The organism is Advenella sp. S44 (assembly GCF_002810445.1).
In the GTDB taxonomy this organism is placed as follows: Bacteria; Pseudomonadota; Gammaproteobacteria; order Burkholderiales; family Burkholderiaceae_B; genus Advenella.
In genome coordinates, this window is sequence record NZ_NEXS01000005.1 from 152035 (window position 1) to 174904 (window position 22870).

At 51.6% G+C, this 22870-nt stretch carries 23 protein-coding genes, 1 pseudogene and 1 riboswitch; of the genes and pseudogenes, 9 read left to right on the forward strand and 15 right to left on the reverse strand.

The window, feature by feature from the left end; translation table 11 throughout:
• Positions 1–56 precede the first annotated feature (56 nt).
• Genes CAP48_RS12305 through CAP48_RS12320 form a run of 4 tightly spaced genes read right to left on the reverse strand, consistent with a single transcriptional unit; the run spans position 57 to position 5011 of the window.
• Complete coding sequence (locus tag CAP48_RS12305) at positions 57–1223, reverse strand: acetyl-CoA acetyltransferase (RefSeq protein WP_100697118.1); 1167 nt, start codon at positions 1221–1223, stop codon at positions 57–59.
• A gap of 47 nt (positions 1224–1270) precedes the next feature.
• The gene (locus tag CAP48_RS12310; protein WP_100697120.1) at positions 1271–2044 is read right to left on the reverse strand and encodes an SDR family NAD(P)-dependent oxidoreductase; all 774 of its coding nucleotides are present in this window, start codon (positions 2042–2044) and stop codon (positions 1271–1273) included.
• 55 nt (positions 2045–2099) lie between these two features.
• The gene (locus CAP48_RS12315; RefSeq protein ID WP_100697198.1) at positions 2100–3938 is read right to left on the reverse strand and encodes a TRAP transporter large permease subunit; all 1839 of its coding nucleotides are present in this window, start codon (positions 3936–3938) and stop codon (positions 2100–2102) included.
• A gap of 41 nt (positions 3939–3979) precedes the next feature.
• Positions 3980–5011 (reverse strand): TRAP transporter substrate-binding protein, encoded by a 1032-nt coding sequence (locus CAP48_RS12320; protein ID WP_100697122.1) that lies wholly within the window; start codon positions 5009–5011, stop codon positions 3980–3982.
• 369 nt (positions 5012–5380) lie between these two features.
• Between CAP48_RS12320 and CAP48_RS12325 the strand changes: the two genes are divergently transcribed.
• The gene (locus tag CAP48_RS12325; RefSeq protein ID WP_100697124.1) at positions 5381–5680 is read left to right on the forward strand and encodes a hypothetical protein; all 300 of its coding nucleotides are present in this window, start codon (positions 5381–5383) and stop codon (positions 5678–5680) included.
• Between the two features lie 659 nt (positions 5681–6339).
• On the opposite strand, the gene CAP48_RS20225 is transcribed toward CAP48_RS12325, so the two are convergent.
• The 5 genes and pseudogenes from CAP48_RS20225 to CAP48_RS20645 form a co-directional block, all read right to left on the reverse strand.
• Positions 6340–6486 (reverse strand): hypothetical protein, encoded by a 147-nt coding sequence (locus CAP48_RS20225; protein ID WP_161495248.1) that lies wholly within the window; start codon positions 6484–6486, stop codon positions 6340–6342.
• An 83-nt stretch (positions 6487–6569) separates the two neighbouring features.
• Positions 6570–6824 carry a CsbD family protein gene (locus tag CAP48_RS12335; RefSeq protein ID WP_100697128.1) on the reverse strand — a complete coding sequence of 85 codons (255 nt, stop codon included), beginning with the start codon at positions 6822–6824 and terminating at the stop codon, positions 6570–6572.
• Positions 6825–7196: 372 nt separating this feature from the next.
• Positions 7197–8021, reverse strand: a complete 825-nt coding sequence (gene bamE, locus CAP48_RS12340; RefSeq protein WP_192871331.1) for an outer membrane protein assembly factor BamE — start codon at positions 8019–8021, stop codon at positions 7197–7199.
• A 73-nt stretch (positions 8022–8094) separates the two neighbouring features.
• Positions 8095–12609 (reverse strand): YadA-like family protein, encoded by a 4515-nt coding sequence (locus CAP48_RS12345; RefSeq protein ID WP_153045692.1) that lies wholly within the window; start codon positions 12607–12609, stop codon positions 8095–8097.
• Between the two features lie 42 nt (positions 12610–12651).
• Positions 12652–12750, reverse strand: a pseudogene (locus tag CAP48_RS20645) (ESPR domain-containing protein); the annotation flags it as partial.
• A gap of 134 nt (positions 12751–12884) precedes the next feature.
• Between CAP48_RS20645 and CAP48_RS20075 the strand changes: the two are divergent.
• A complete protein-coding gene (locus CAP48_RS20075; protein WP_153045693.1) occupies positions 12885–13217 on the forward strand; it encodes a hypothetical protein in 333 nt (110 codons plus the stop codon).
• Between the two features lie 269 nt (positions 13218–13486).
• Here the strand turns inward: CAP48_RS20075 and CAP48_RS12350 are convergent, their stop codons facing one another.
• Complete coding sequence (locus CAP48_RS12350; RefSeq protein ID WP_100697132.1) at positions 13487–14302, reverse strand: hypothetical protein; 816 nt, start codon at positions 14300–14302, stop codon at positions 13487–13489.
• A gap of 124 nt (positions 14303–14426) precedes the next feature.
• Complete coding sequence (locus CAP48_RS12355; protein WP_100697134.1) at positions 14427–14663, reverse strand: hypothetical protein; 237 nt, start codon at positions 14661–14663, stop codon at positions 14427–14429.
• Between the two features lie 535 nt (positions 14664–15198).
• Between CAP48_RS12355 and CAP48_RS12360 the strand changes: the two genes are divergently transcribed.
• The gene (locus CAP48_RS12360; protein ID WP_100697136.1) at positions 15199–15378 is read left to right on the forward strand and encodes a hypothetical protein; all 180 of its coding nucleotides are present in this window, start codon (positions 15199–15201) and stop codon (positions 15376–15378) included.
• A 593-nt stretch (positions 15379–15971) separates the two neighbouring features.
• On the opposite strand, the gene CAP48_RS12370 is transcribed toward CAP48_RS12360, so the two are convergent.
• Positions 15972–16253, reverse strand: coding sequence for an I78 family peptidase inhibitor (locus tag CAP48_RS12370; RefSeq protein WP_100697138.1), 282 nt, complete (start codon positions 16251–16253; stop codon positions 15972–15974).
• A 137-nt stretch (positions 16254–16390) separates the two neighbouring features.
• Entirely contained in the window at positions 16391–17029 is a 639-nt protein-coding gene (locus CAP48_RS12375) for a class I SAM-dependent methyltransferase (protein ID WP_100697140.1), read from the reverse strand.
• A gap of 591 nt (positions 17030–17620) precedes the next feature.
• Positions 17621–17786: riboswitch (FMN riboswitch) on the forward strand.
• 173 nt (positions 17787–17959) lie between these two features.
• Here CAP48_RS12375 and CAP48_RS12380 point away from each other — a divergent pair.
• The 6 genes from CAP48_RS12380 (at position 17960) to CAP48_RS12400 (ending at position 21433) form a co-directional block, all read left to right on the forward strand.
• Positions 17960–18460: a 6,7-dimethyl-8-ribityllumazine synthase gene (locus tag CAP48_RS12380; protein ID WP_100697142.1), complete on the forward strand. Its 501-nt coding sequence runs from the start codon at positions 17960–17962 to the stop codon at positions 18458–18460.
• A 355-nt stretch (positions 18461–18815) separates the two neighbouring features.
• Positions 18816–19037 (forward strand): hypothetical protein, encoded by a 222-nt coding sequence (locus CAP48_RS12385; RefSeq protein ID WP_100697144.1) that lies wholly within the window; start codon positions 18816–18818, stop codon positions 19035–19037.
• Positions 19038–19329: 292 nt separating this feature from the next.
• On the forward strand, positions 19330–19461 hold the full coding sequence (locus tag CAP48_RS20550; protein WP_255411709.1) for a hypothetical protein: 132 nt from the start codon (positions 19330–19332) through the stop codon (positions 19459–19461).
• Positions 19462–19688: 227 nt separating this feature from the next.
• Complete coding sequence (locus CAP48_RS12390; RefSeq protein ID WP_153045694.1) at positions 19689–20057, forward strand: hypothetical protein; 369 nt, start codon at positions 19689–19691, stop codon at positions 20055–20057.
• Positions 20058–20510: 453 nt separating this feature from the next.
• On the forward strand, positions 20511–20873 hold the full coding sequence (locus CAP48_RS12395) for a hypothetical protein (protein ID WP_100697148.1): 363 nt from the start codon (positions 20511–20513) through the stop codon (positions 20871–20873).
• Positions 20874–21007: 134 nt separating this feature from the next.
• A complete protein-coding gene (locus tag CAP48_RS12400) occupies positions 21008–21433 on the forward strand; it encodes a GNAT family N-acetyltransferase (RefSeq protein WP_100697150.1) in 426 nt (141 codons plus the stop codon).
• On the opposite strand, the gene CAP48_RS12405 is transcribed toward CAP48_RS12400, so the two are convergent.
• A complete protein-coding gene (locus tag CAP48_RS12405) occupies positions 21414–21668 on the reverse strand; it encodes a hypothetical protein (protein WP_153045695.1) in 255 nt (84 codons plus the stop codon). The genes CAP48_RS12400 and CAP48_RS12405 overlap by 20 nt on opposite strands.
• Positions 21669–22018: 350 nt before the next feature.
• Positions 22019–22309 carry a DUF4258 domain-containing protein gene (locus tag CAP48_RS20650; RefSeq protein ID WP_153045696.1) on the reverse strand — a complete coding sequence of 97 codons (291 nt, stop codon included), beginning with the start codon at positions 22307–22309 and terminating at the stop codon, positions 22019–22021.
• Positions 22310–22870 lie beyond the last annotated feature (561 nt).

Here is a 22870-nt window from a genome sequence, read left to right on the forward strand (position 1 = left end):
TCCGATTGATCCGATACCGGCGCTTATCGCGGTATCGCAGGTATATCACGCGCGCGTCAGACGCGCTCCAGAATACTGACATAATTGGCGACTGCCGAGCCGCCCATATTAAAGACACCTGCCCGATCCGCCACCGGCAACTGCATGTTTGCCGCCTGCCCGCTAAGCTGCATGGCGGCCATCACGTGCATGGATACGCCAGTCGCGCCAATCGGATGGCCTTTTGACTTGAGACCGCCCGACGGGTTCACAGGCAAGCGCCCGTCACGGGCGCTGATGCCGTCCAGAATGACACGTGCGCCCTGCCCCGGTCGGGCCAGCCCCATGGCCTCGTACTCGATCAATTCGGCGATGGTAAAGCAGTCATGGGTTTCAACAAACGACAACTCATTCACCGTCAGATTGCTATCGGCCAGCGCCTGTTGCCAGGCACGCGCTGCGCCTTCGAAAGCAATAGGATCGCGACGGCTCATGGGCAAATAGTCATTGACCTGCGACGTTGCCAGAAAACGCACGTGGTTGTCGCTATTGCGAACATCATTATCCCGGCAGATGATAATGGCCGCCGCCCCGTCGGAGACCAGTGAACAATCGGTTCGCTTAAGCGGGCCGGCTACGAAGGGATTTTTTCCCGACTCATTGCGGCAGAACGCGAAGTCAAAATCCTTTTGCATATGCGCATACGGATTGGACAGGCCGTTACGGTGGTTCTTGGCTGCGATCATGGCCAACGCGTCAGACTGGTCGCCATGGCGATCGAAATAGGTTTTGGCAATGACATTGCCAAACAGGCCGGCAAAGCCACCGGCGACCCCTGCCTCTTCCCTGGCATAAGAACATTTGAGCAGAACGTCGCCGATTTGCGGCGTAGTCAGTTCCGACATTTTCTCAAAGCCTAGCACCAGTGCATAACGACTGCGTCCGCTGGCAACCGCGTTAAGGGCCGAATGCAGCGCCGCCGAACCGGTGGCGCAGGCATTTTCCAGTCGTACAGCCGGAATGAATCGCAATGCCGGAATCGCGTTGAACAAAAGTGAGGACGGAAAATCCTGATACAGAAATCCACCGTTGTAATGGCCAACGTGCAGCGAATCAATATCGTCATGCTCCAGACCGGCATGGGCAATCGCCTGCAGCGCCACCTCGCCGATCATCTGCTCCGGATCAATGCCATCCATTTTTCCGAATTTCGAATGGGCCCACCCCGTCATTGACACACGCATTGCAATCGCCTCCCTTTAATTCAAATCATGCCAATTGGCATAAACCGTCAATGGTCGGTAATGCCGGCGGCCAGAAAACCGCCGTCTACCGGTATCACATGACCGTTCACATAAGATGCAGCCTCCGACGCCAAAAACAGGCAAACCTGGGCAATTTCCTGCGGCGTGCCATAACGCCGCATCGGTATCGCGTCAAGGAACTTATCCCTGGTGACCTGGGTATGCAACTGTTGGGTAAGCGGCGTATCGACCGGTCCCGGCGCAACCCCGTTGGCCGTGATGCCAAATTCAGCCAGCTCCAATGCCATCTGCCGTGTTAACCCGAAAATTGCCGCCTTCGATGTACCATAAGCGGCCCTGCCCCAGCTTGCACGCTCACCGCTCACGGAGGCAATATTGACGATGCGCCCCGACTGCCTTCTTTGCATCAGTCGCCCTGCACATTGCGACATCAGGAAGGGACCTGTTATGTTTATCTGCATCACTTTTTCCCACTGATCCTTGGGGTAATCAAGGTAGGCCACGGATTTGGCAATGCCTGCATTGTTGACCAACACATCGCAGCGACCATAATCGCGCTCTACAGTTGCAAAAAACTGTGCAATGCTATCTGCGTCAGCTACGTCCAGCCCGAGATAGCGGGCCTGCAGTGATCGCGCGTTGAGCGCCGCCTCCAGCGCCAGCGCGTCTGCCTGGTTGATGTCGGCGATTATGGTCAGGTAGCCGGCATATGCAAAAGCCTCGACAATTGCCCGGCCAATACCATTACCGCCGCCGGTGATCACAGCAACGCGCGCCTTGTTTGCAGAACCTTCACTCATACAGCACCGCCTATATGGAATCAGGAATCAGGAATCAGGAATCAGAGCAAATTTATCAAAGGAACCCGATGGAAAACCAGGGTACGAACGCAATGACAAATGTCGTTGCCAGCAGGACAGCCAGATACAGCCACATCTTTGGAATGACCTTGTCCGGATTAACCTTGCTGATCGCGCTGGCCGAATAAAAACCCACGCCCAATGGCGGCGCGAATAGCCCGATACCCATAGCAAGAATGATCACAATGGCGTAATGCACCTCGTGAATGTGCATGGCTTGGGCCGCCGGGAAAATCAATGGCCCGAACAGCACGATGGCGGGGATACCTTCCAGGATGCTGCCCAGCAAAACGAAAAGTACAATACTGACCGTCATGAAGCCAAATACGCCGCCCGGAATATGCGTCATGAACTCAACGAGCGTTGTCGAAAAGCCCGATTGCGTCAAGGCCCAGGCCATGGCCGTGGCAACGCCAATAATCAACAGAATGGCACCCGAGAGCGAGGTGGCCTCTATCAGCATGGGATAGATGCGTGATTTTTCCACGCCGCCGGTAGCCAGTTGCACAATGATTGCATAAATAATCACATACACAATACCAATGGATGCAACCTCGGTCGCCGTGGCCACGCCTTCGACCACGCATACCCGAATGATAATCGGCAGCACCAGCACCGGCAACGCCCACACAAAAGTGCGGCCAATCTCGGCGGCCTTGGCGCGGTCACGCGTATCCTGCGCGTTTCTGCGGGATTTCAGATAGCAGACAAAGGCAATGGCCAGCGTACACACCAGCGCCGGCACCAGCCCACCAATAAAAAGTGCACTGATTGATACCCCGCATACAGCGCCAATGGTAATCAGCACCAGACTGGGCGGAATGGTTTCAGTCATCGCGCCTGTAGCAGACAACAAGGCCGCCAGGTCATTTTCATCGGCACCCTTGCGTTTCATTTCGGGAAACAAGGCCGGCGCTACCGCGGCCATGTCTGCCACCTTGGAGCCGGAAATCCCCGACACCAGGAACATGGCGCCCAGCAATACGTAATTGAGCCCGCCACGAATATGGCCCAGTACCGACGACATAAAATCAATCAGCTTGCGAGCCATGCCACTGATCTGCAGCAATACACCCAATACCACGAATAGCGGCACGGCCAGCAACACGAGATGCGAGGCCCCTTCGTCAATGCGCGTCACGACAATGGACGGCGGCACTTCTGCAATATTCACAATATAAGCCAGCGTGGCAATGCCGAAGCAAAAGGCAATAGGCACCCCGCTCATGACACACGCACCCAGCACCAGCACAAAGAAGACGATAAGGTTAAGATTGCCGATGTCATACATAAAATCGGCAAAATACCAGAGCGCATATCCCACCACCGCAACAACGGCGGCCGCAGAGACAATGTCCTGCAAACGTGAGTGTGCCAGCAAATGGCTCAGGGCAATAAAGGTAAACAGACACATGCCCACGGGAATCGCGAGGGCCCGATAGCCATCGGGAATATCCAGCGCGGGCGAGGTCACGACCATCTGGCCGGCGGCATGGTGAAATCCGGGCCCGATCAGATACGCGGCAAACAACAGAATAATCACCAGACCCAGCGTTTCAAACCAGTTCTGAGCCTGCCTGGAAAATCGTGCCACCACGGCAGTCAGCCGCATATGCTCGTGCCGGTCCAGCGCCAGCGCAGCGCCGAACATACACAACCAGATGAATACAGACTGGGCCAGTTCGTCTGACCAGATAATGGGCTGATGCAGGAAATAGCGAAACACCACGCCGGTAAACAGCAACGTCGATTCGAAAACCAGCATTACGACAGCCAACAGACCGACCAACCGCATGACTGCGGTCTTGACGGCGAGAACACTTCTGCAGAGCATGTGGGTATTGACGCCAGCCGATTGGCTGGCAACACTTACATTCAAGACAGCGCTCCGGTAAATTGCTCCAGTTTTGACCAAAGCGGATCACCGAAGGATTTCTTCCACTCTTCGTAAAAACCGGCATCTTTCAATTTGCCGCGGAAAACGTCAGTGTCCACGTCATTAAAGGCCATGCCCTTGCCTTCCAACGTCTGCTTGACGGTCATACTCAATTTGGCAAGATCGTCCCGCTCTTTGAGACTGGCGTCCATTACGTGTTTACGAATGACATCCTGAATATCTTTGGGGATCTTTTCCAGTTTGTCCCGATTGGCCAAGAACCAGAATCCATCCCACATGTGATTCGTCAGCGAGGCATATTTCTGTACTTCATAGAGCTTGGCTGTCTCTATCAGCGTAATGGGGTTTTCCTGGCCATCGGCGATATGAGTCTGTAATGCCGAATAGGTTTCGGCAAAGTTGATGGTCGTGGGGGATGCACCCAAGCTTTTAAACATGGATGTCCACAATGGGCTTGGCGGCACACGTAATTTGACGCTGGTCAGGTCGTCCGGCGTCTTGACCGGATTGGAACTGGTGGTAATGATCCTGAAACCATTGTCCCAGATTTTGTCAAAAGCGGTCAGATTTGAGCTTTTTTCGATTTCCTCGCGCACCGCAGCGCCCAGCTCGCCATCCATGGCCTTCCAGACTTGGTCGTAGTCCTTGAAAGCAAAACCGATACCGGAAATTTGCGTTTTGGAAATAAGCGTACCCATGATAATGGGCGAGAGCGTAAAAAAGTCTACGGCGCCGGCACGGATCTGAGAGAGCGTATCGGTATCATTACCCAGCTGGCTGCTTGGATAGACACGAATATCGACAGCGCCATCCGTTTCTTTCTTGATGGCTGCGACCATGTCCTTGGCCCGGATATTCATGGGGTGGGACACCGGCAGATTATTGGCAAACTTGAGCCGAAAATCGGCGCGCCGCGCCAGAATTACATCTGAATAACTCAGCCCGAACGCCGACGCCGCTGTAACAGCCGAGATCGATTTCAAAAAACTCCTACGTTTTACAGCAGCCATTATTCCCTCCTCCAGGACTCAATATGCTTATTGTCTCAATTGCTTTGTATTCAAGCGCTTGTGTTCAATTGCCGGTATTCATTCGCTTGGATTCAACTGCGGTTTTTTAGCCAAGTGCTGCGCAAGTGGGCTTCATCCCCGGTGCCTCAAAAGCGCGCCTGCTCTATTGTCTGTTGTGTGATCACATCTGTTCTAGCCGAGATAGTGCATTTATTTCGATGAATTTTCAACAGGGGTATGCCCGAATTGCTCCAGCCAAAATATCTATCCCGCGTTACATTCCGATACTGGGCGTAACCCATGCGAACGGTTGCACTTCCCTTTCCTGTGGTTAACTGAAAATTCATCTCCCATCAAAAAGGAAAGTCAATGAAAGCCATCACAACAGGTGCAGTAGTTCTTTCTCTGGCCGCCATCACCGGGTGCGCCATGCATGGTTCAGACGATCGAAACCGTCATCACGACCGCACGACATCCGGGCAAGATGGCTCGGGATACAACCGGACAGACGGAACCCATAGACCGGGCATGGACGGCACTCATAGACCTGGCATGGATAGCCGCCGCGACGGCAATTGGAACAGCAACGACAAAACCAATCGCGACTGGCAGAATCGCGACAACCATAGTGGCGGTCGTAACAACAGCGACTGGAACGATCGCAAATAGAAGCCAAACAAATATAATCTAGACACAGGAGCCCACGCAAACGGGCCCTAAGTAAATGGATCCTTTCGCACATGGGTCCTTCCTACACGGGCCTTTTACGCATGAATATTGAGAAAATTGATGTCCAGTCTACAGATCTTCGAGCCGATCGACCCCTGATAGCCTGGTTTCGTCCGAGTGGTTTTGGGCGGACTGATCACGAGCCGAGGAACCGTCAAACATCGATGCTAAGCATGCGGAGTCTGCGCATACACCGGCGATACGGATTCTTGACACAGGCGCCGATTAGAGTGTCGGGCGACGAATCCCGATCCGAATAATAGGCGACAATCGCCGCGTTCCTCCGACATTGTGGAGCGTACGCGGCTTAGTCTGTTCACAACTGCATCATTAGCCAGTGTCGGGCGCTCTCGTTCAAGCACGCACGCAAGGAATGGCCTCTTCAAGAGAGCAACACCCTGAAATGCCCTTAACGATCTGGATAGCCGCCTTCCCTCATTTTTGCCTTATGATCGAAGCGCAAACTTACCTGTATTAGGGGGTATAAAAAAATGAAATTACTTAGCACAACCGCAATTTTTTTGTCGTTGATACTTTTGTCGGGCTGTATCGTTCATGATCACGGTCGGGGCGGACGGGGGCATGATCGCGATGGGTATTCAAACCGTCATTCCCACCACGACCATCAAGACCGTGGTCATCGTGGCCGAGGCCATCATCGCAGATAGCAGCAATTGCCCCGCCTGTTCAAACAGCTGGCGCGGCCCAATGGGTGCCTGTATGCCGGCCCCAGCCGGCCCTGTCACGGGCTAAGGCAACGCCCCATACAAATCCCCGGCCTCAGGCCTATTTCGGCCGGGCGCTATAGGGCGCAGGATATAGCCCCTGCTCACTTTTTATATAGATGACGCCCAAGTACCAGGCCAATTGCACCAGCAGCCAGCAGCGCGGCCAGCGGATTGCTGCGGGCCCCGTCAACAATGGAATCGACCAGTGAATTTACCGCATATGATGCTTGGCCCGAGGCCTGCCGCACTTTGCCTTCTGCCTGCATTTGCGGGTCATCCAACATGTCGCCCAAAGCAGATTGCCCTTTTCCAGCAAGTTCTTCTGCCTTACTCTTAATTGTGTTTGCAGTAGCCATAGATTCATCCTTAAGCGAAAAAACGAGAGGCCGTTCATTCGCGTTGTCGTTAAAAATGCCTCTTACCTTATCTTTACCATAAATCGGGCGGGTTTACGATCGATATTGGGCGATCAGGACGATAAGTTTCTGTGCACCAAGGTGGACAGGCATAGTCGATATTTTTTATAAGCCACTGTTATGACAGATGCAAACGGGGGAACCGCCCAGGTATTACCTATGGCGATTAACGACAGCCTGAATCGCTGGTCCGTTGCCGATACTCATGAAAAGGAAAAAGGCTCAATTGCGATAATCTCACAATTGAGCCTTTTCACTCATGAGAGTGTATGCAACTTGCAGTCGCGCGAGCAAGTCGCTATTAGTGGCGGGTCACTTGCGTGCTCCCCTGACCTTGAGCGTGACCCGACGATTCGGTGACAGGCACGCGATCAGTTGCGCTTTGCCCATTCTCCTGTCACACTGCGCAAATGCCGTGGTTGCACCTGCTCCACTTGCGCTCATCACATTTGCCGGGACGCCCAACGTCGCCAAGTATTGCTTGACCGTCATGGCCCGCTGTGCCGACAAAGCGCGATTGTAAGCGGCGGAACCGAGAGGATCGGTATAACCTGTTATTTCAATGGAATCCACAGCACCAAGCTGACCAATTTTGCGTGCCAGATCCTGCAATTTCGCTTTGCCCGATGCCGTCAGGTTTTTCAGATCGGCTTTATCGAAAGCGAATACACCGTCTGCTGCCAAGTCAAACTGCTGAACCTTTGGACTGTCCCCCAGCGTACATATCTCATTCGGTTCGCCGACAGAACGCATAAAGAAGCTCTGCGCACGATGATACTTGTCGAACAGCACCTTGAACTGGCAGGTCGCTACGCCGTTTGTGCCGTTATTAGCCGTATGAAAATGGAATAGATAATCCCATTCCCGTACACCAAAGAAACCTTCCTGAAAATGTGGTCGTCCCAGCAGATGGTACAGCTGGTCTTTGGTCATTCCGGCCTTGACTTCTTTTAAGGAGTCGCGATTCGGAAATGTACCCTGTTTATCGTTGAATGTTACTTTGCGGGCATCTGGAAACACAGGGTCTTCGGTGGTTCCGTCAGCCGCGACCTTGCTCAGTGAGGAACACCCACCCAAAAGCAAACCAGCAACAATAGCCGTTGCCGCCATTACACGTTTGTTTATTGAATATTTCATCGTCGTCCAAAAATCATGAATCTGTCAATATGCAGCCCCGGATGGAACCAGGGCTGCCCCTCGCTTTACCGATTTACCATTGGTAACCGATACCTGCGCCTACCATAGTTTTGCCACGTGTATTACCACTTACACTACCCTTGATAATCCAGTTGCCGTTATCGGATACCTTGGACAAACCGGCCGCAAAACCTTGTTGGCCAGAGTATCGGGCAGTGGCCAGGGCAAACATGCTCTTGCCAGGCAGGTAGGCTTGCGGCAGATTGGCCATGGCGCCTGCCGTAGCACTGCCGGCGTTGGCGTCTTTGGCGACACGGTCCAGGTTGCTTTGCAGGTTGTTGATCGCCGCCGCTGTCTTGCCGGCCAGGTTATAAATCTGGCCACCGTTGATCACATCGGTACTACCCTCTGCTATTTCACCGGCCTGTACATTGGTGATCGGCTTGCCGGCAGCATCAATACCAGCCTGCGTCATCCTTGGACCATCTACGATACCCAGATAGGATTTCGCGGAGATCGTTTCGCCTTCCACGTTGCCGGCATTGACCGAGTCGAATGTGACATTCGGCGCTGTCGCAATGGTAATCTGGTTGCCGCTACGCTCCAGCATGATGTTATTGCCGTGGTTCAGGCCTACCGTCGCCCCTGCAGCCACGTTTTGTGACGTATCGCCATCGACCTGAAGCTGCCAGCCACGACTTGCAGTGTCACCAATATTGCTCAATGCATCGCCCACGTTGTTATACGTGTTGCCGCCAACGTTAAACGTCGTTTCGAGCGTGCCAGTGTTGGGATTGAATCGCGTATCGCCACCGATGGTGCTGGCAATACTCTGTCCCAGTCCATATAGCTGTTGACCGTTGACGGCCTGCAAGCTATCGGCAGATAACTCAGCGTTCGCGACGTTATTTACGGTAACCGGTGCCGATGGATCTGCGCCAATCAGGGTGACAGAATTGGACTTCTCAAACGGATTGTCGTTCGGGACGTTTGTTCCGTTTGCGTTGTTGGTCGATGTGTACTGGATCGGTGAGGCCGCAGCAGACACAGTGACAGTCGATCCATCATTGTCCTGTTTCACAGTCACGTTGGTGTGCTCGTTGCCAGCAACGAAGCTCACTTTTGAGCCCGAGGAAACAGAACCGACAACGCCCTTAGCATCCGCAATTTCCCAACCGCGAGCTACAACACCAAGATTGGTGTTGATGGCACCCAGGGCAGAATTGACGTTATCAAAGACCTGATCACCTACCTTTATCCCAGCGGTGACTTTACCTGTTGCAGGATCGAATGTGCTATCACCACCCAATGCTTTGGCGGTGCTATCGCCTACGACAAACAATTGGCTACCGTTAACACCATCTTTGCTATCGGCAGACAAGGTGCCTGGGGCAACATTGGTCAGCTTCTTGTCCTTCATATCGATGCCTTCGCCAGTGATGACAGGACCGCCATTATTGATGGTCAGGCTATCGGCAATCAGCGCAGGCGTTGTCGCAATGGTCAAATCGTTGCCGTTACGGATCACATTGATGTTGTCACCATTGATGAACTGCACCGTATCACCAGGAGCTACTTTGCTGACGGTATCACCATTGGCTTGCAGGTTCCAGCCTTTAGACGCTTCAGCGGTGGTTGAGGCCAAAGTGGTGTTCAGATCGCCCAGCGCATCATTCACATTTGTGAATTTCTTATCGCCTACATTAAGCGATGGCGTAACCACGCCTGTTGCGGGATCAAAGGTGCTGTCGCCACCCAGTGCTTTGGCTGTACTGTCACCGACAGCAAACAACTGGCTACCGTTAACACCATCTTTGCTATCGGCAGACAAGGTGCCTGGGGCAACATTGGTCAGCTTCTTGTCATTCATGTTGATGCCTTCGGCATTGATGACAGGACCGCCATTGCTGATGGTCAAGCTATCGGCAATCAGATCGTCTGCCGTACCCACGGTAATATCGTTACCGGCACGTGTGATCATGATGTTTTTACCGTCTAGGAACTGCACCGTATCGCCTGGCGCCACTTTGCTGGCGGTGTCGCCATTGGCTTGCAGGTTCCAACCCTTGTTGGCGGTCGTCGCAACATCACCCAGCGCTTCGTTCACATTTGTGAATTTCTTGTCCCCTACATTAAGTGATGGCGTAACCACGCCTGTTGCGGGATCAAAGGTGCTATCGCCACCCAGTGCTTTGGCCGTGCTGTCACCGACAGTAAACAGCTGGCTACCATTAACCCCATCTTTGCTATCGGCAGACAAAGTGCCCGGGGCAACATTGGTCAGCTTCTTGTCATTCATGTTAATGCCTTCGCCATTGATGACAGGGCCGCCATTGTTGATGGTCAAGCTATCGGCAATCAGATCGTCTGCTGTACCCACGGTAATATCGTTACCGGCACGTGTGATCTTGATGTTTTTACCATCAGCGAACTGCACCGTATCGCCTGGCGCCACTTTGCTGGCGGTGTCGCCATTGGCTTGCAGGTTCCATCCTTTGTTGGCGGTCGTCGCAACATCGCCCAGGGCGTCGTTCACATTGTTGAAGGTTTGATCACCCACTTTCAGCGCAGCGGTAACTTTACCCGTTGCAGGGTCAAACGTGCTATCACCACCCAGTGCTGTTGCAGTGCTATCACCGACGGCAAACAACTGGCTACCGTTAACACCATCTTTACTGTCAGCAGACAAGGTGCCTCGGGCAACATTGGTCAGCTTCTTGTCATTCATGTTAATGCCTTCGCCATTGATGACAGGGCCGCCATTGCTGATGGTCAAGCTATCGGCAATCAGATCGTCTGCCGTACCCACGGTAATATCGTTACCGGCACGTGTGATCATGATGTTTTTACCGTCTAGGAACTGCACCGTATCACCAGCGGCCACTTTGCTGGCGGTATCGCCATTGGCTTGCAGATTCCAACCTTTGTTAACGGCTTGATTCATCGCGTTCAATTGTTTGACGTTAACCGCATCTGTCGGGTCGGTGCCGTCCGCCACACCCGTGATTTTCTTGTTGCCCATGGCGATGCCATTGGCGTTAATGACAGGGCCACCGTTGTTAATTGTCAGGCTATCGGCCGTCAACGCAGGGGTTGTGGCGATAGTCAGGTCATTGCCGTTACGGGTCACATTGATGTTGGTGCCATTGAGAAACTGAACTTTATCGCCTGGAGCTACTTTGCTGGCGGTATCGCCATTGGCTTGCAGGTTCCAACCTTTGTTGGCGGTCTCGTTCACGGCATTCAATTGCTTGACGTTAACCGCATCTTTTGGATCCGTACCGTCTGCCACACCCGTGATTTTCTTGTCGCCCATGGCGATGCCATTGCCGTTAATGACTGGGCCGCCATTGTTGATTGTCAGGCTGTTTGCCGTCAGATCGTCGGCCGTACCCACGGTGATGTCGTTACCTGCACGCGTGACCTTGATGTTTCTACCATCAAGGAACTGCACCGTATCCCCAGGCGCCACTTTGCTGGCGGTATCGCCGTTGGCTTGCAGCTTCCATCCCTTACCGACTTCAGTCATGACTGCATGCAATTGACTGCCATTGATCCCATCGGTACTGGTGGCGGAAATCTCTCCGGCACCTACATTTTTGAGCTGGCGTTCAGCTCCTGCTGCGCCCACTGATACCACTTTGTTTTCATCGGTCACGACACCCGAAAAGCCAGTGTAAGTCATTCCTCCAACCGTGGCCTCTCTAATCGCGGACGCGCCAGCTTCGGCAGTCGAACCACTGCCCAAGGCCACAGAATTGGCGCGTTCGGCTTTAGCGCTTTCTCCAAGGGCCAGGCTTGAATCAGCCGTCGCAACCGCGCTCGGCCCGATAGCGACCGCGCCAATCGCTGTTGCTTTGGTTTGTGTTAAGGGACGGTAAACTCCGGCAAAGTCACTGGCGCTAGAGTCGGGATCTGCTGAGCCAATTGCGATTGAACGTTTTCCGGTTGCAATTGTTGAATGCCCGATAGCCAGGGAGGCCTTTCCCGTTGCAGCCGAAACATTCCCCAACGCTTGAGCAAAGTCTGCGGTTGCTACGGTTTGCCGGCCCACTGCAAGAGAGGTGTTCCCGGTTGACCAACTTCTTGGGCCGATTGCTATACCAGAGGAGGTCTCCACCCGCGCAAACGGCCCGATTGCCACCGCCAACCCATCCAGGGCGTTCGCATGAGCACCCAACGCAACGGACGACCCGGCAGCATTAGAATAAGCGCCAACCGCTGTAGCAGGGGTTCCCGCGACAGCACCATTTTCGGTCCTGGCCGGGTGTTTATCGAATGGATTCCTTCTATCGGTCATCGCAATGGCACTAGGTGCTCCCTTAGCACTACAACCAATCGAAACACTTCCGACGTCCGGGGCCTCCGCAGGCCGGCAACCGTCGACAAGATTCTGGGCAGCGGCAGCGGCAATAGCAACCCCATTGCCATTCGGAGACGGTTGAGAGGAGCCTATCGAACCTGCTACACCAGTGTAAATTGTACCCAGGACGTTCTGTGCATTGACCGGAGAAGCAGTTGCCGTCATTCCCGCAACAAAGCACGCGGCAGTGATTTTCGTTAAATTCCACTGGCCCGGTGAGTTCATAGCTATTTGACGTACATCCGCCGTCCGCTTTCGTGACGAGCCAACGCGATGTGATTTTGATGATACCGTCTTGGCGATTTCCGAGACGACGACCCAACTGCCAGTCGTCGCATTCCAAATGACGCGAAAAATTTTATTCACAAGCAAACCCTCAATTCAATCAATCTGAATATTGGCGATGATTTATCGTTGTGCAGAATCATCGCCAGTAAAACTGCAGAGCATGTGACGCGTATGGCTCTAACAGTCCCCGTTGCACAGACGCAAGCATTTCAGTGACAGAATCCTACGGTTATGTGGAAAACAGTAAATTGATCTGTATTAAGATTCGCGATTTGAATCGTCAACAATATAAAACTTATGCGCAATTGTGGTTTCAGTGTCATCACGGCTGTACTCAGACACCCGCCCGGCGCGATACGTTTCAGTTATCTGCTCGGTTTGTTTTTTCCGCAGAAGAAAACTCAGCCCATCCTGGTATTACCATCGCACGATTCGAGCACCCGGCATTCTGGGAATACGGGCACGATGCCACCACGAGATCGGCCGGATGGGACGCGCATCACGATAAGGGGAGCTTTTCAATTGAAATGGGTACTGCTCATTGAGTGTTGCAAAATAGATTCGCGCAGGAATAGACGACAGACGCTAACATTTGGTTTAAACGCGAACCCGCACGGCCGGCGTAGCAGTCGCACCTGGTGGCAGGCAACTTATTGCCGTTGTCGCAAGGGGAAGCATGCGCAGGTAGGCGTGTTCACTTCAGCCCGGTAGTGCGCCCCATTCCTAATGAGATACGCAATGCTATTGTTAAACGTGCCCGCCTTGCGTGCGAGGGAATTATTGGAATTATTAACAACCCTGCAGCATTGATTTTTTATCGACAGGCAGCAGGAACGGCAGCCTTCGCTTTTTCGGCAGAATGACCCTTGAAGTCGCCCAAAGCGTCGGCAAAATCAAGGAGCAACTTTTCCGCTGCTTGCAATTGCGGATATTCAAATGGCGCTTCCACAGTAAAGGAAAGGTCTGCAGCCAGCAATGCCCCACCTGCCTGATCATACCAAAGCGAAAGCTCGACTTCGGCTTCCAATGGATCTGTAATGGCTACGGGCTTGGACACAAAGACGGTCTCGGCAATCTGCGGCCCGCTGTACAGATCTTGCTGCAAGACGCCTGGCCCAATGTGTTCGAGATTAACAATATGGCTTTTGATGTTTGCCAGGCGATTGGGAATGGGACCATCGAACGACAGTGACTTCGAAAAATCACTGGCCGGCTTGCCGTCCTCTCCGATATTGAAGTCGTCTTCAATGCTCACGCTTTTTTGGCTGGCCAAGGCAATGGGCATTGTGTCAACGGCAAGAATGTCCGAATTGCGGATCTTCAACGTGAGCCGCGGCTCTTTGCCTGATATGGACCGAGCGCGCAAAAGCAAGGCGTTTTTGGTCAACGCGCACGAGTCGGTATCAAGAAACTGCACCTGCGCCTGCTTCGAGCGCCCGGGTTCGATTCTTCGAACCGAATCCAGACGCTTTCTTATTGCCGTATCAACCGCAGCCGGCTCTTTCGGCAGGCGCTCGACTGCAAGTCCAACCTTATATTCCCTGGAATCGAGCGCAATATTTTGGGCGGCGGCTTCGTACGAGAAGAACGAGGCCAACACGATCGTGAAACCCAGAACAGGAACTTTCATTTGTGATACTCCTTGCTTCCGATAATTGCCGATTCGACCTGGCAAGCCAGGAAAAAAAGGTAATGGTAGTATGCCCGCGGTGTGATATTGCAAGTTTGATAAAAAGGCTTATCAGAAAAAATGCTTACCAGAACCAACCGCCGCCCAACCGCGAAGACTGGGCTCTGTTTAGCCTTGCCGCTTCTCTTTCGGCGTAGTCTCGCTCATCGGCGTCATAAGACCCCTCATAAGAGCAGCCGCCGCGATACCAAGCGCACTCGCCGCCTAGAGCCGAACCGATGCGACCGCCTCCTGAACACCCGGACAAGAAGATGGCCAGGCACAGAATCAGGCCAAGTCGACGCAGCCATTGAATAGACACCGATGTACTCCTGCAGAATCAAAAAGAACCATTTTATAGGAGGTTCGCCGGTACAGGGCGCGGGAAACAGCAAGCTCGCGAAACGGGTAAACACGCATGCGGGTTTATGGGCTGTGTTCTGGCAGCGAGGGTCGTTTTATGATGATTGAGATTAAGCTTGAAATGCTTTTATTTGAGCAAAGAATGGGCTAACGAGGCCGTCAAAGTATTAAACGAATTGAACTTGCAACAATATATCGAGACCTGAAGTAGCACCAATTCTTCGAAAGTCGGTAGCTCTGCTTCGGCAAATTACACTTGCGATCTTCACACCTTGTCCCTTTTGCTACCGTTATCGGCTGTGGGCTGCGCAACTTTGTTCTCATTTCATTTGTATTGACGGGCGCCATTTTTTGCGGCGGATATTTGAAAAATCACGACATCACGTAACCGAATATGTATTTTGTTAGATAAATGTTATATTCACAGAAGGAGGCGTTCGCAAAGGTTTCTTGCGGCCTGATGCTTGACCGCGAACCACAACCAGGAGGCCAGGATGGACGATTTGAGTCAACAAAATACAAATTATCTGACGACTTTAGAGAGCGAGTTTCAGCGGGAAGAAGCGGAGCTGCGCAGGTGGCTGGACACGAATGTAACCGACCTGGCATCGCGCAAATGGTACCTTGAGCGCCAGCGCGAGGATCATGCAGCCCGGGGCAGAAAGATTAGCTGACAGTTATAGAAAGCATGCACAAGCAAAGCAGGATTTTTCATATGTCATCAATCCGAAACGCTGCGCTAGTATGCACGCTTGTGATGCTTTCCATTCTGCTCATACCGCCGGCGCAAGCCCGAAACTATCCGTGCTCTGGCGCCAAAGGCGGTATATCCCATTGCCAGGGCGAAACGTTCATATGCAACGACGGGTCCGTGAGTGCGTCAAAAAAGGATTGCAGAGCAACGCTCGGGCGCGGCAACGCATCCGCAGCCCACCTGTTCTCCAATAATCGCAACATGACCCCGTCTGCCCAAAAAGATGACAACTGTCGTTGCCGTAGCGGCACATATTGCACCGGCCCCAGGGGCGGAAAGTTTTGCTATAGCGATTCCGGGCGCAAGAGTTATTTAAGGAAATAACCTGTTGCTCGGCGCATGGGGGTCGTTACCTTGTAAGCTGGGCAAATGGCATGAATTTCTTCCAATCTGAGTAGCTGGCTTGGACAATGGTCGGTTAAACTATATCGGCCTTGCCCGCGCGGCCATCGCTCACCAGCCGCCTTGCTACATTGCGAGAATGCGGCAACACAATTGTCATGCCCTGTTGTTCTAGCCGCAGGTTACACGGTCAATCTTTCCGTTCTTGCCAACATGTATATTCAAACGATGTGCTGAATAATCCATCGTGACGACGGTGTCTGGATGAATAACCCGGGTGGTCTTGGGCAAGGTAGATTTGTCCAAAGCGGTTTCCTGCGTACCCACCAGGCTTTGGCGGCTACTGGCGCCACATTGATCTTCTGCCTGAGCCTGTCCTGATGCAGACGTGGGCATGGGCGCCTGGCAAGCAGCAAGCACAAAGAGTGGAATGACGGCGATGAGTTGTTTCATAAATGCTCCTTTTGATCGACCCCTTCATTTATACACTAAATGGGTCTGTGACTTTGTCAAATCATACGGTTTGATTACGTTTGCAATTGGGACGGCGAGCCCTCGCTTGCTTTGTTTGGTCTGTTTTCCTGATCTGCTCAAGGAGAATCCAGAGTGTACTCTAGCGCCCAAAAATATTGCCACTGGTGATAATTGCAAGATGTCGAATACGGAGACACTGCGGCGAGCAATTGTTCACGCGTCGGAAAATTCTTGAGCACCCGGTGTGTTGCACCATCATCCAACCTGCGCACTTGATAGATGTTACCGTCACTGTCACGGTCCGCAATGGGCGTGCTACTGCCGGCCACAAAACGATTATCAAGAAAGACGATCCTGGCACCTGGCTTAAGCGCTTGATGAAGACCAACGAGAAACGGGGCGATGCTCGCCTGTGGAATATGAGACCACCAAAATCCGGCAAAAGCCGCATCGAACAAGCCGTCGAAAGCCGGCAGATCGTATGCATCTGCCTGCATTAAATGCACATTGCTTGTGGCGATGCGGCCAGCTGCAATACGCAGCGTTTCCGTTGCGGCGTCCAGCGCCACGACCCGCTTTGCTAATGGCGCGTAGAACTGAGTCCAATAGCCGGTACCACACGCGATCTCAAGAACTGACCGATCAGCAAAAAGCGCTGGCAGCCAAAGCTGCAATTTTTGGAGATTGGCCTGTCGTTCGGGCTTGGCATAGATTCTGTCGTATTCATTCGCTCGCGCTGCGTAATAATCTTTCATCGACTACCTTTTTTTAAAAATCACATCTGAGATACGGTTAATACATGCGGGTTGTGTACATGCGGGGTGTGTTCAATATATGTAAGGTACTGTCATTACGTTAGGGACATCAATACGTGAGGAGGTGCGCTCAGTGCCAAGGCGCGCTTAGGAACAAGGTACGCTCAGTAGGTGTGACGCGCTTTCAATAAACGTGCGCGTTGAATCCTTGTGGGATGCGTGCAATTTATGAAATGCACTCTTGATATGTAGAGTGCGCTCAATAAGGTCAGGTCGGGTCAATACTTGTGAAACACGCTCAATTTTAGTATTAATTGGTGCTTACCCGGCCGTTAACGCTCAACGGAAAACAATACGGGCTTTCCAGGCATGCATCGCCAGTCTTCTTTGCACGCGGCGACGAGCTGCCGTCTTATTTGCTCTGGCCTGTGGGAATCTCAATCCAAATTGGGATAACGTCGCAATTTGAACGTTCGGATACCTGGACACGCTGGATTCGTGATATTCGTTGCCGACATATCGCTCTGCGCATGGGAACGTAGTGCTACAATTTGCGCGCGGGCTCTTCTTCGGCGTTGCTGACAAAGAGCCGCACGTTCTCAGGGCGGGGTGTAATTCCCCACCGGCGGTAATGGCGTCCTAGACGCTAAGCCCGCGAGCGCTTGCCTGTGCAGCATACCTCACGCACTAGCAAGGTCAGCAGATCTGGTGAGATTCCAGAGCCGACGGTCACAGTCCGGATAAAGAGAGAGCGGGACTACGCTGGTCACGCCAGCGTGTTGGCCGGGTGCTTTGTGGTGAACTGTTTGCGCTTGTTCTTGCTGCCATTGTTTTTGGTTTGCATGCAAGCCCAAAGTTTTACTGTGCGCGCCATGCCTCTCCTGTCTATCCATGCCCTGTTTTTATGTTCTCAAAAACAGGAGTTTTACCATGCTTAAAAACGTTGTCAATCAGCCCTGCCCGGTGCACGAATCCCGTCGTATCGCCTTCATTGAAGCCGGTTGGCACGGCGATATCGTCGAGCAGGCGAGATTGTCCTTTCTGCAAGAACTGTCGTGCCTTGACCAGGATTCTTCCTGCGTTGATATTGTCAATGTTCCGGGCGCCTTTGAAATACCCCTGCACGCCAAGCTGCTGGCCGAAAGTGGACGCTACGCTGCAGTAGTGGCTGCCGGCCTGGTGGTCAACGGCGGCATATACCGCCATGAGTTCGTGGCGCAGGCCGTCATTTCTGCACTGATGCAAGTTCAACTGGAAACATGCGTACCGGTATTGTCTTGCGTGCTCACTCCGCGTGAATTATTTGAAGGTGAGGAGCAACACCGCTATTTCTTCGAACATTTCCGGATCAAGGGCAAAGAAGCCGCTCAGGCGTGCATTGCAACTATCGCGTCCCTGGAAGACCTTAGTCATGCTCGACAGGTGAATTAACAACGTGATCTTGCTGGAAGCTTGTTCACGATATATTAACTGGAAGATCGGCCTCATTATATTTCTGGTAAATAAACCACGTTTTTTCCAGAAGAGTAACCACGTTATATTTTTGGAAGAAAAAGCCCAAACCAGTGCTTGGTATTGCCTACGCCATCGGTTTGGGCTTTCGTGCTCTATTGCCGAGAAACTCTTCTACCGCTTCCGTTGAGCATGCGGGCTGACTCGGCAAAGATGGAGCCAGACTCACCAAAGATAGGGCTACAATCGACCAAGGCGCCGACCTGTTGTTCTTTGACTGTCGTTGGTTATATCGAAGTACAATAAACGATCAATCTAACTTGGAGGATTATTTATGGACATCGCATATTCGAAATTTGGCGGGTCGCGTGAAATAATTAACGCCGACGAAGATTTGGACGACGCCGAGCCAGTGACTTTAAAAAAAGAACTCGTTTTTGAATTAAAGTTACCTGCGCCGGACACGAAAGAAGACAGCCTGACATTAGAGCAAAAACTTGACGCGATACTGACAGATGCAGGCATTGATCCCGCGTCTGTCAAATTATCAGGCTGATTATCACTAACCAATATTGACGCGCCGGTTGCCCGCCGACGCGTCTACAGTTTGTTCTGAATGAACTGGCTTGGGTTTATTCCAGGACGCAAGCGCCTGAAATACATGCGCAAGTTGGACTTGCGGCAATCACCCATGGCGAACATCAAGCGCGCAGCCACTTTTTATGACTAAATCAAGTAACGCGCAACATCGGCAATAGCCGCTATCAGAGAAAAGAGCCGTTTATGCCAATTGTGGTAGACTGGTTTGAACGATTCCAATACAGAATTGATTCGACAGGAGCACACTCATGATTGACGACACCAAAAACAAACCGTTTGGCGTTCCGAAACTATGGGAAGGCAACGGTTTCCCGATCGTTTTTATGCCCGCCTTAGTGATCGTTTGCCTGATCTTGGTATTGATTGATTCGCTTATTTGATCGGTTCATTTATGGGATCCAATTCGGCAACAGTCAGCGATGAACAGCTAGCGCAGCTCGCGGGCATTGATTTCTTCATCGAATGAGTGAACGCGGGTCTAAGCGAAAGAGGATTTGCGCAGACAGGGTTTAATCGCGAGGCCGAATTAAACGCATACCGTTTGCTTAAACTGCGGGGCGCATATAAAATCTCGCATCTTTACCCTTTCCCATCTGACGTTATAGTTATGAGTGCATTTTGTGTATTCGGCATGACAGATGTCATCGCTAGACAATCGGCAAGTAAGAAAGCCCCTCCGCCCGAATGGAATGCCTCTACAGAGGCCTTCTATGACAATTATGAAGAACATATATACAAAACAGGCGCGCACCGGCAGGTATCCCTCACCTTCGATGCGCCGCAATTCTGCCAGGACTGGATTGAGCTTGCCAAGAAGCATATGCGCACACGCGGCTTAAAAATCATGTATCGCGGCCCGGTGACCGACAAACATGGCATGCCCCGAATCAATAAAAAGACCAACGAGCCGGTTATGGGTTGGATGCCTTATGACGAGAGCGAGGAAATGCGAAATAAAACAGGCGCTTTTTTGTAATCTGGCGGCTACTTTCCATGACTGGGAGTAGCATAGACTTTGTGCCATCGCTTGCGACAAAAAAAAACATGCTTGGTCTGCTCTGCTTGCCATAGAGCATAGTCAGATCGCATACCTGCCTACGACACATTGCTTCTGAATCTTATTCAGGCGGGCATTACTGGCCGGTGATCGCTTATACCAGAGTAGCGCATCCTCCAAAACTGGCGGTCAATCGACGCGCTGCCCGCCAGTTTGCAAATCACCATCGGAGTTGAGCCCGGCGGTACATTGGATTTGAAACCTGGCTCCACATTGAATATGTTGCTCATGCCTGTGAAGCGCGTGGAAATATACTCACATTATGGTTCTGCCTGCATGATTCTTCCGCACATGTAACCGCCCTCCTGTTTTTATACTTCCGGCACTTTTCTTACTGTATAAATACTGTTTATTTATACAGTATTTTTTAACATGGCTATCGACTGGTCAATAAACGACCCAAATCCAAAGCGCAAGGTTACGCGCGAGGAAGTAAAGGAATTGTTTTGCAGTTGCGAATCACTGAATCAATATCAACTGATCTCGCACATCAACAACACCGGAAAAAACGCTTTGCACCGATTTCTGGCGATTTATGGCAAATATGATTGCGGCCTTGACGCTTGGCCACTGTGGGTCGACAAGCTGGAGACGGTTGCCCATCGGCATATTCTCAAGCATTACGACGGTAATCTGTACGCTGAATCAAATGAAACCCGGAACGGCGAATCTTGGGGGATGATAGTGAAATGGTTTTATTTTGACTGGTATGTGAAAAAGAAAGTACATAAATAGGAGCGCTTTAGCCGTACTGTTGGATCAAGATTTATATGTAGTATGGAGCATCGGTGTTTGGTATAGGCCTAAACTTTCCGGGTATTTGTACAGTAAACTCCCTATTTGCACCATAGACCGCTGAGCGAGTTTGTATGACCGAATATGCTATAGAAATGACCGATGAAATTACCGACGAGATGGATGAAGTCATTCGTGATGGGCTAAACGCCTACAACGACGAAATAACCGAGTACAGTGATAGAAGGTCTCTCGCTATCGTCGTCAAGGACACGCGCACAGGACATGTGATCGGCGGGATGTTAGGTAGGTCGTCCCTAGGGCTCCTCTTCATAGAACTTGTATTTCTGCCAAAAACTTTACGAAATAGCGGCTTGGGTTCCGCCCTGCTCAAGAAATTCGAGGACGAAGGCCGTGCTCGAGGCTGTTTGTCTGCGGTACTGTATACGATTAGTTTTCAAGCACCGGAATTTTACGAGAAACACGGGTGGCATAAATTCGGAGAAGTTTCGTGTAATCCACCAGGTACCAGTCGAATCTTTATGAGTAAGCCATTATAAATTTCAACACCTGGTCCGGCGAATTTTTACTTTTCAGCTCCAGCGTATGGCAGTGTTTGGAGAAAAAATGGGCAATTACGCAGCTTCCTTCCATCCTGATTTTTGTATTCTCAAAAGCCAGCTTGTCAGCGTCAGATTCTGCATCCAACTCAATAATATGCTCCAAAATAATATGCTCCAAAACATCGCAAATCGCTTCCTTGCCATCAAGGCGAGCCAAATAGACAACTTTCACAAGCCGTTGCGCTGCTACCGGAATCTTGCCGCCTCGTTCCCCACAGAGAAACGCTTTGCTCGGAAGGCCCGACAATCTGCGCAAGACGAGTCTGGGAAAGACCCAATTCCTTCCGCAAAAACCGAAGATCAGATCCTGTAAGATGCGACTTGCGAATCAAAGCACGCCCGATTACCTGGTGAAGCTGATCAGCGTCTGACATGGATACGGCCTTCTCGCCATGAATAATCCTTTCTGAGTACCCATTGGACAGCCATACATTAGGAATGTCCTGAGTCTGTATAGTGATACATATCGTTCACTTTTTAAAAACCGTAATAGCCGCTAAATAATTTCCGTTTTCTTCAAGTTCAAGTGCGACGCAAACATGAATCTGATCGCCGGCGCATGGTGCACTTCCAATCGCCATATACAGACAACTGCGCCGGCTCGACAATACTTCCTTTGTGTAGGCACGAATAAATCTGTGTTTGACTTATCTTTCTCTCCTGCATGCCTACCTTCGCGTGCTTCAAGATGTAGACACGACTAGTGTTTTCGGCAATTTCGCGAATAATTTTTAGCATTTTCGCATCATTCATCTTGCAAGGGAGTGCCTGTACCATACCCATAATTATTATGGGTATTCTTCGCAAAATCATGTCCTCTATGGATCAAACAGCTGCATGTATTACTTTTTCTGCAAAACAGTGAGACGCACTGTAGCGGCATTTTTTTGCTACTTACTTAGCTTAAGTGTACTGGTTGGCAAAAGCACAACATGGTAAGCGGCGTAATAGTAGCCGCACGATTGCGTTCCCGAAGAAGGCTTTTTGTGAATGCGCATTATGTTTAAGAAAGTCGCGGATGAAAGACTTGGCAACTTCGGCAGACATTGAACTACATACCCACGCCCTATTGCGATGCAAGCCTACGACAATGACGTATGAACGGCGTTCAACCGTACCTTGCATCAGTTGCTATAGCAGCGTGGACACGCAGTAAGGTTATTTCAATCAACAATTGCAAACTCGGAAATGACCGATGCAGATTCGGCCCGCGACTTGGCTAGAATTGCTGCCGCTGCGCCTGTTGTCTTATATGCACTGCCGGCATTAATTTCGGATGCAGAGGATGTCGTGGCGTTCAACAGGCAATAAGGGTTTAACGACGTGGTCGTCCAGAGTATGGAGCAGATTAACTCGGCCACGGTAATTGCACAA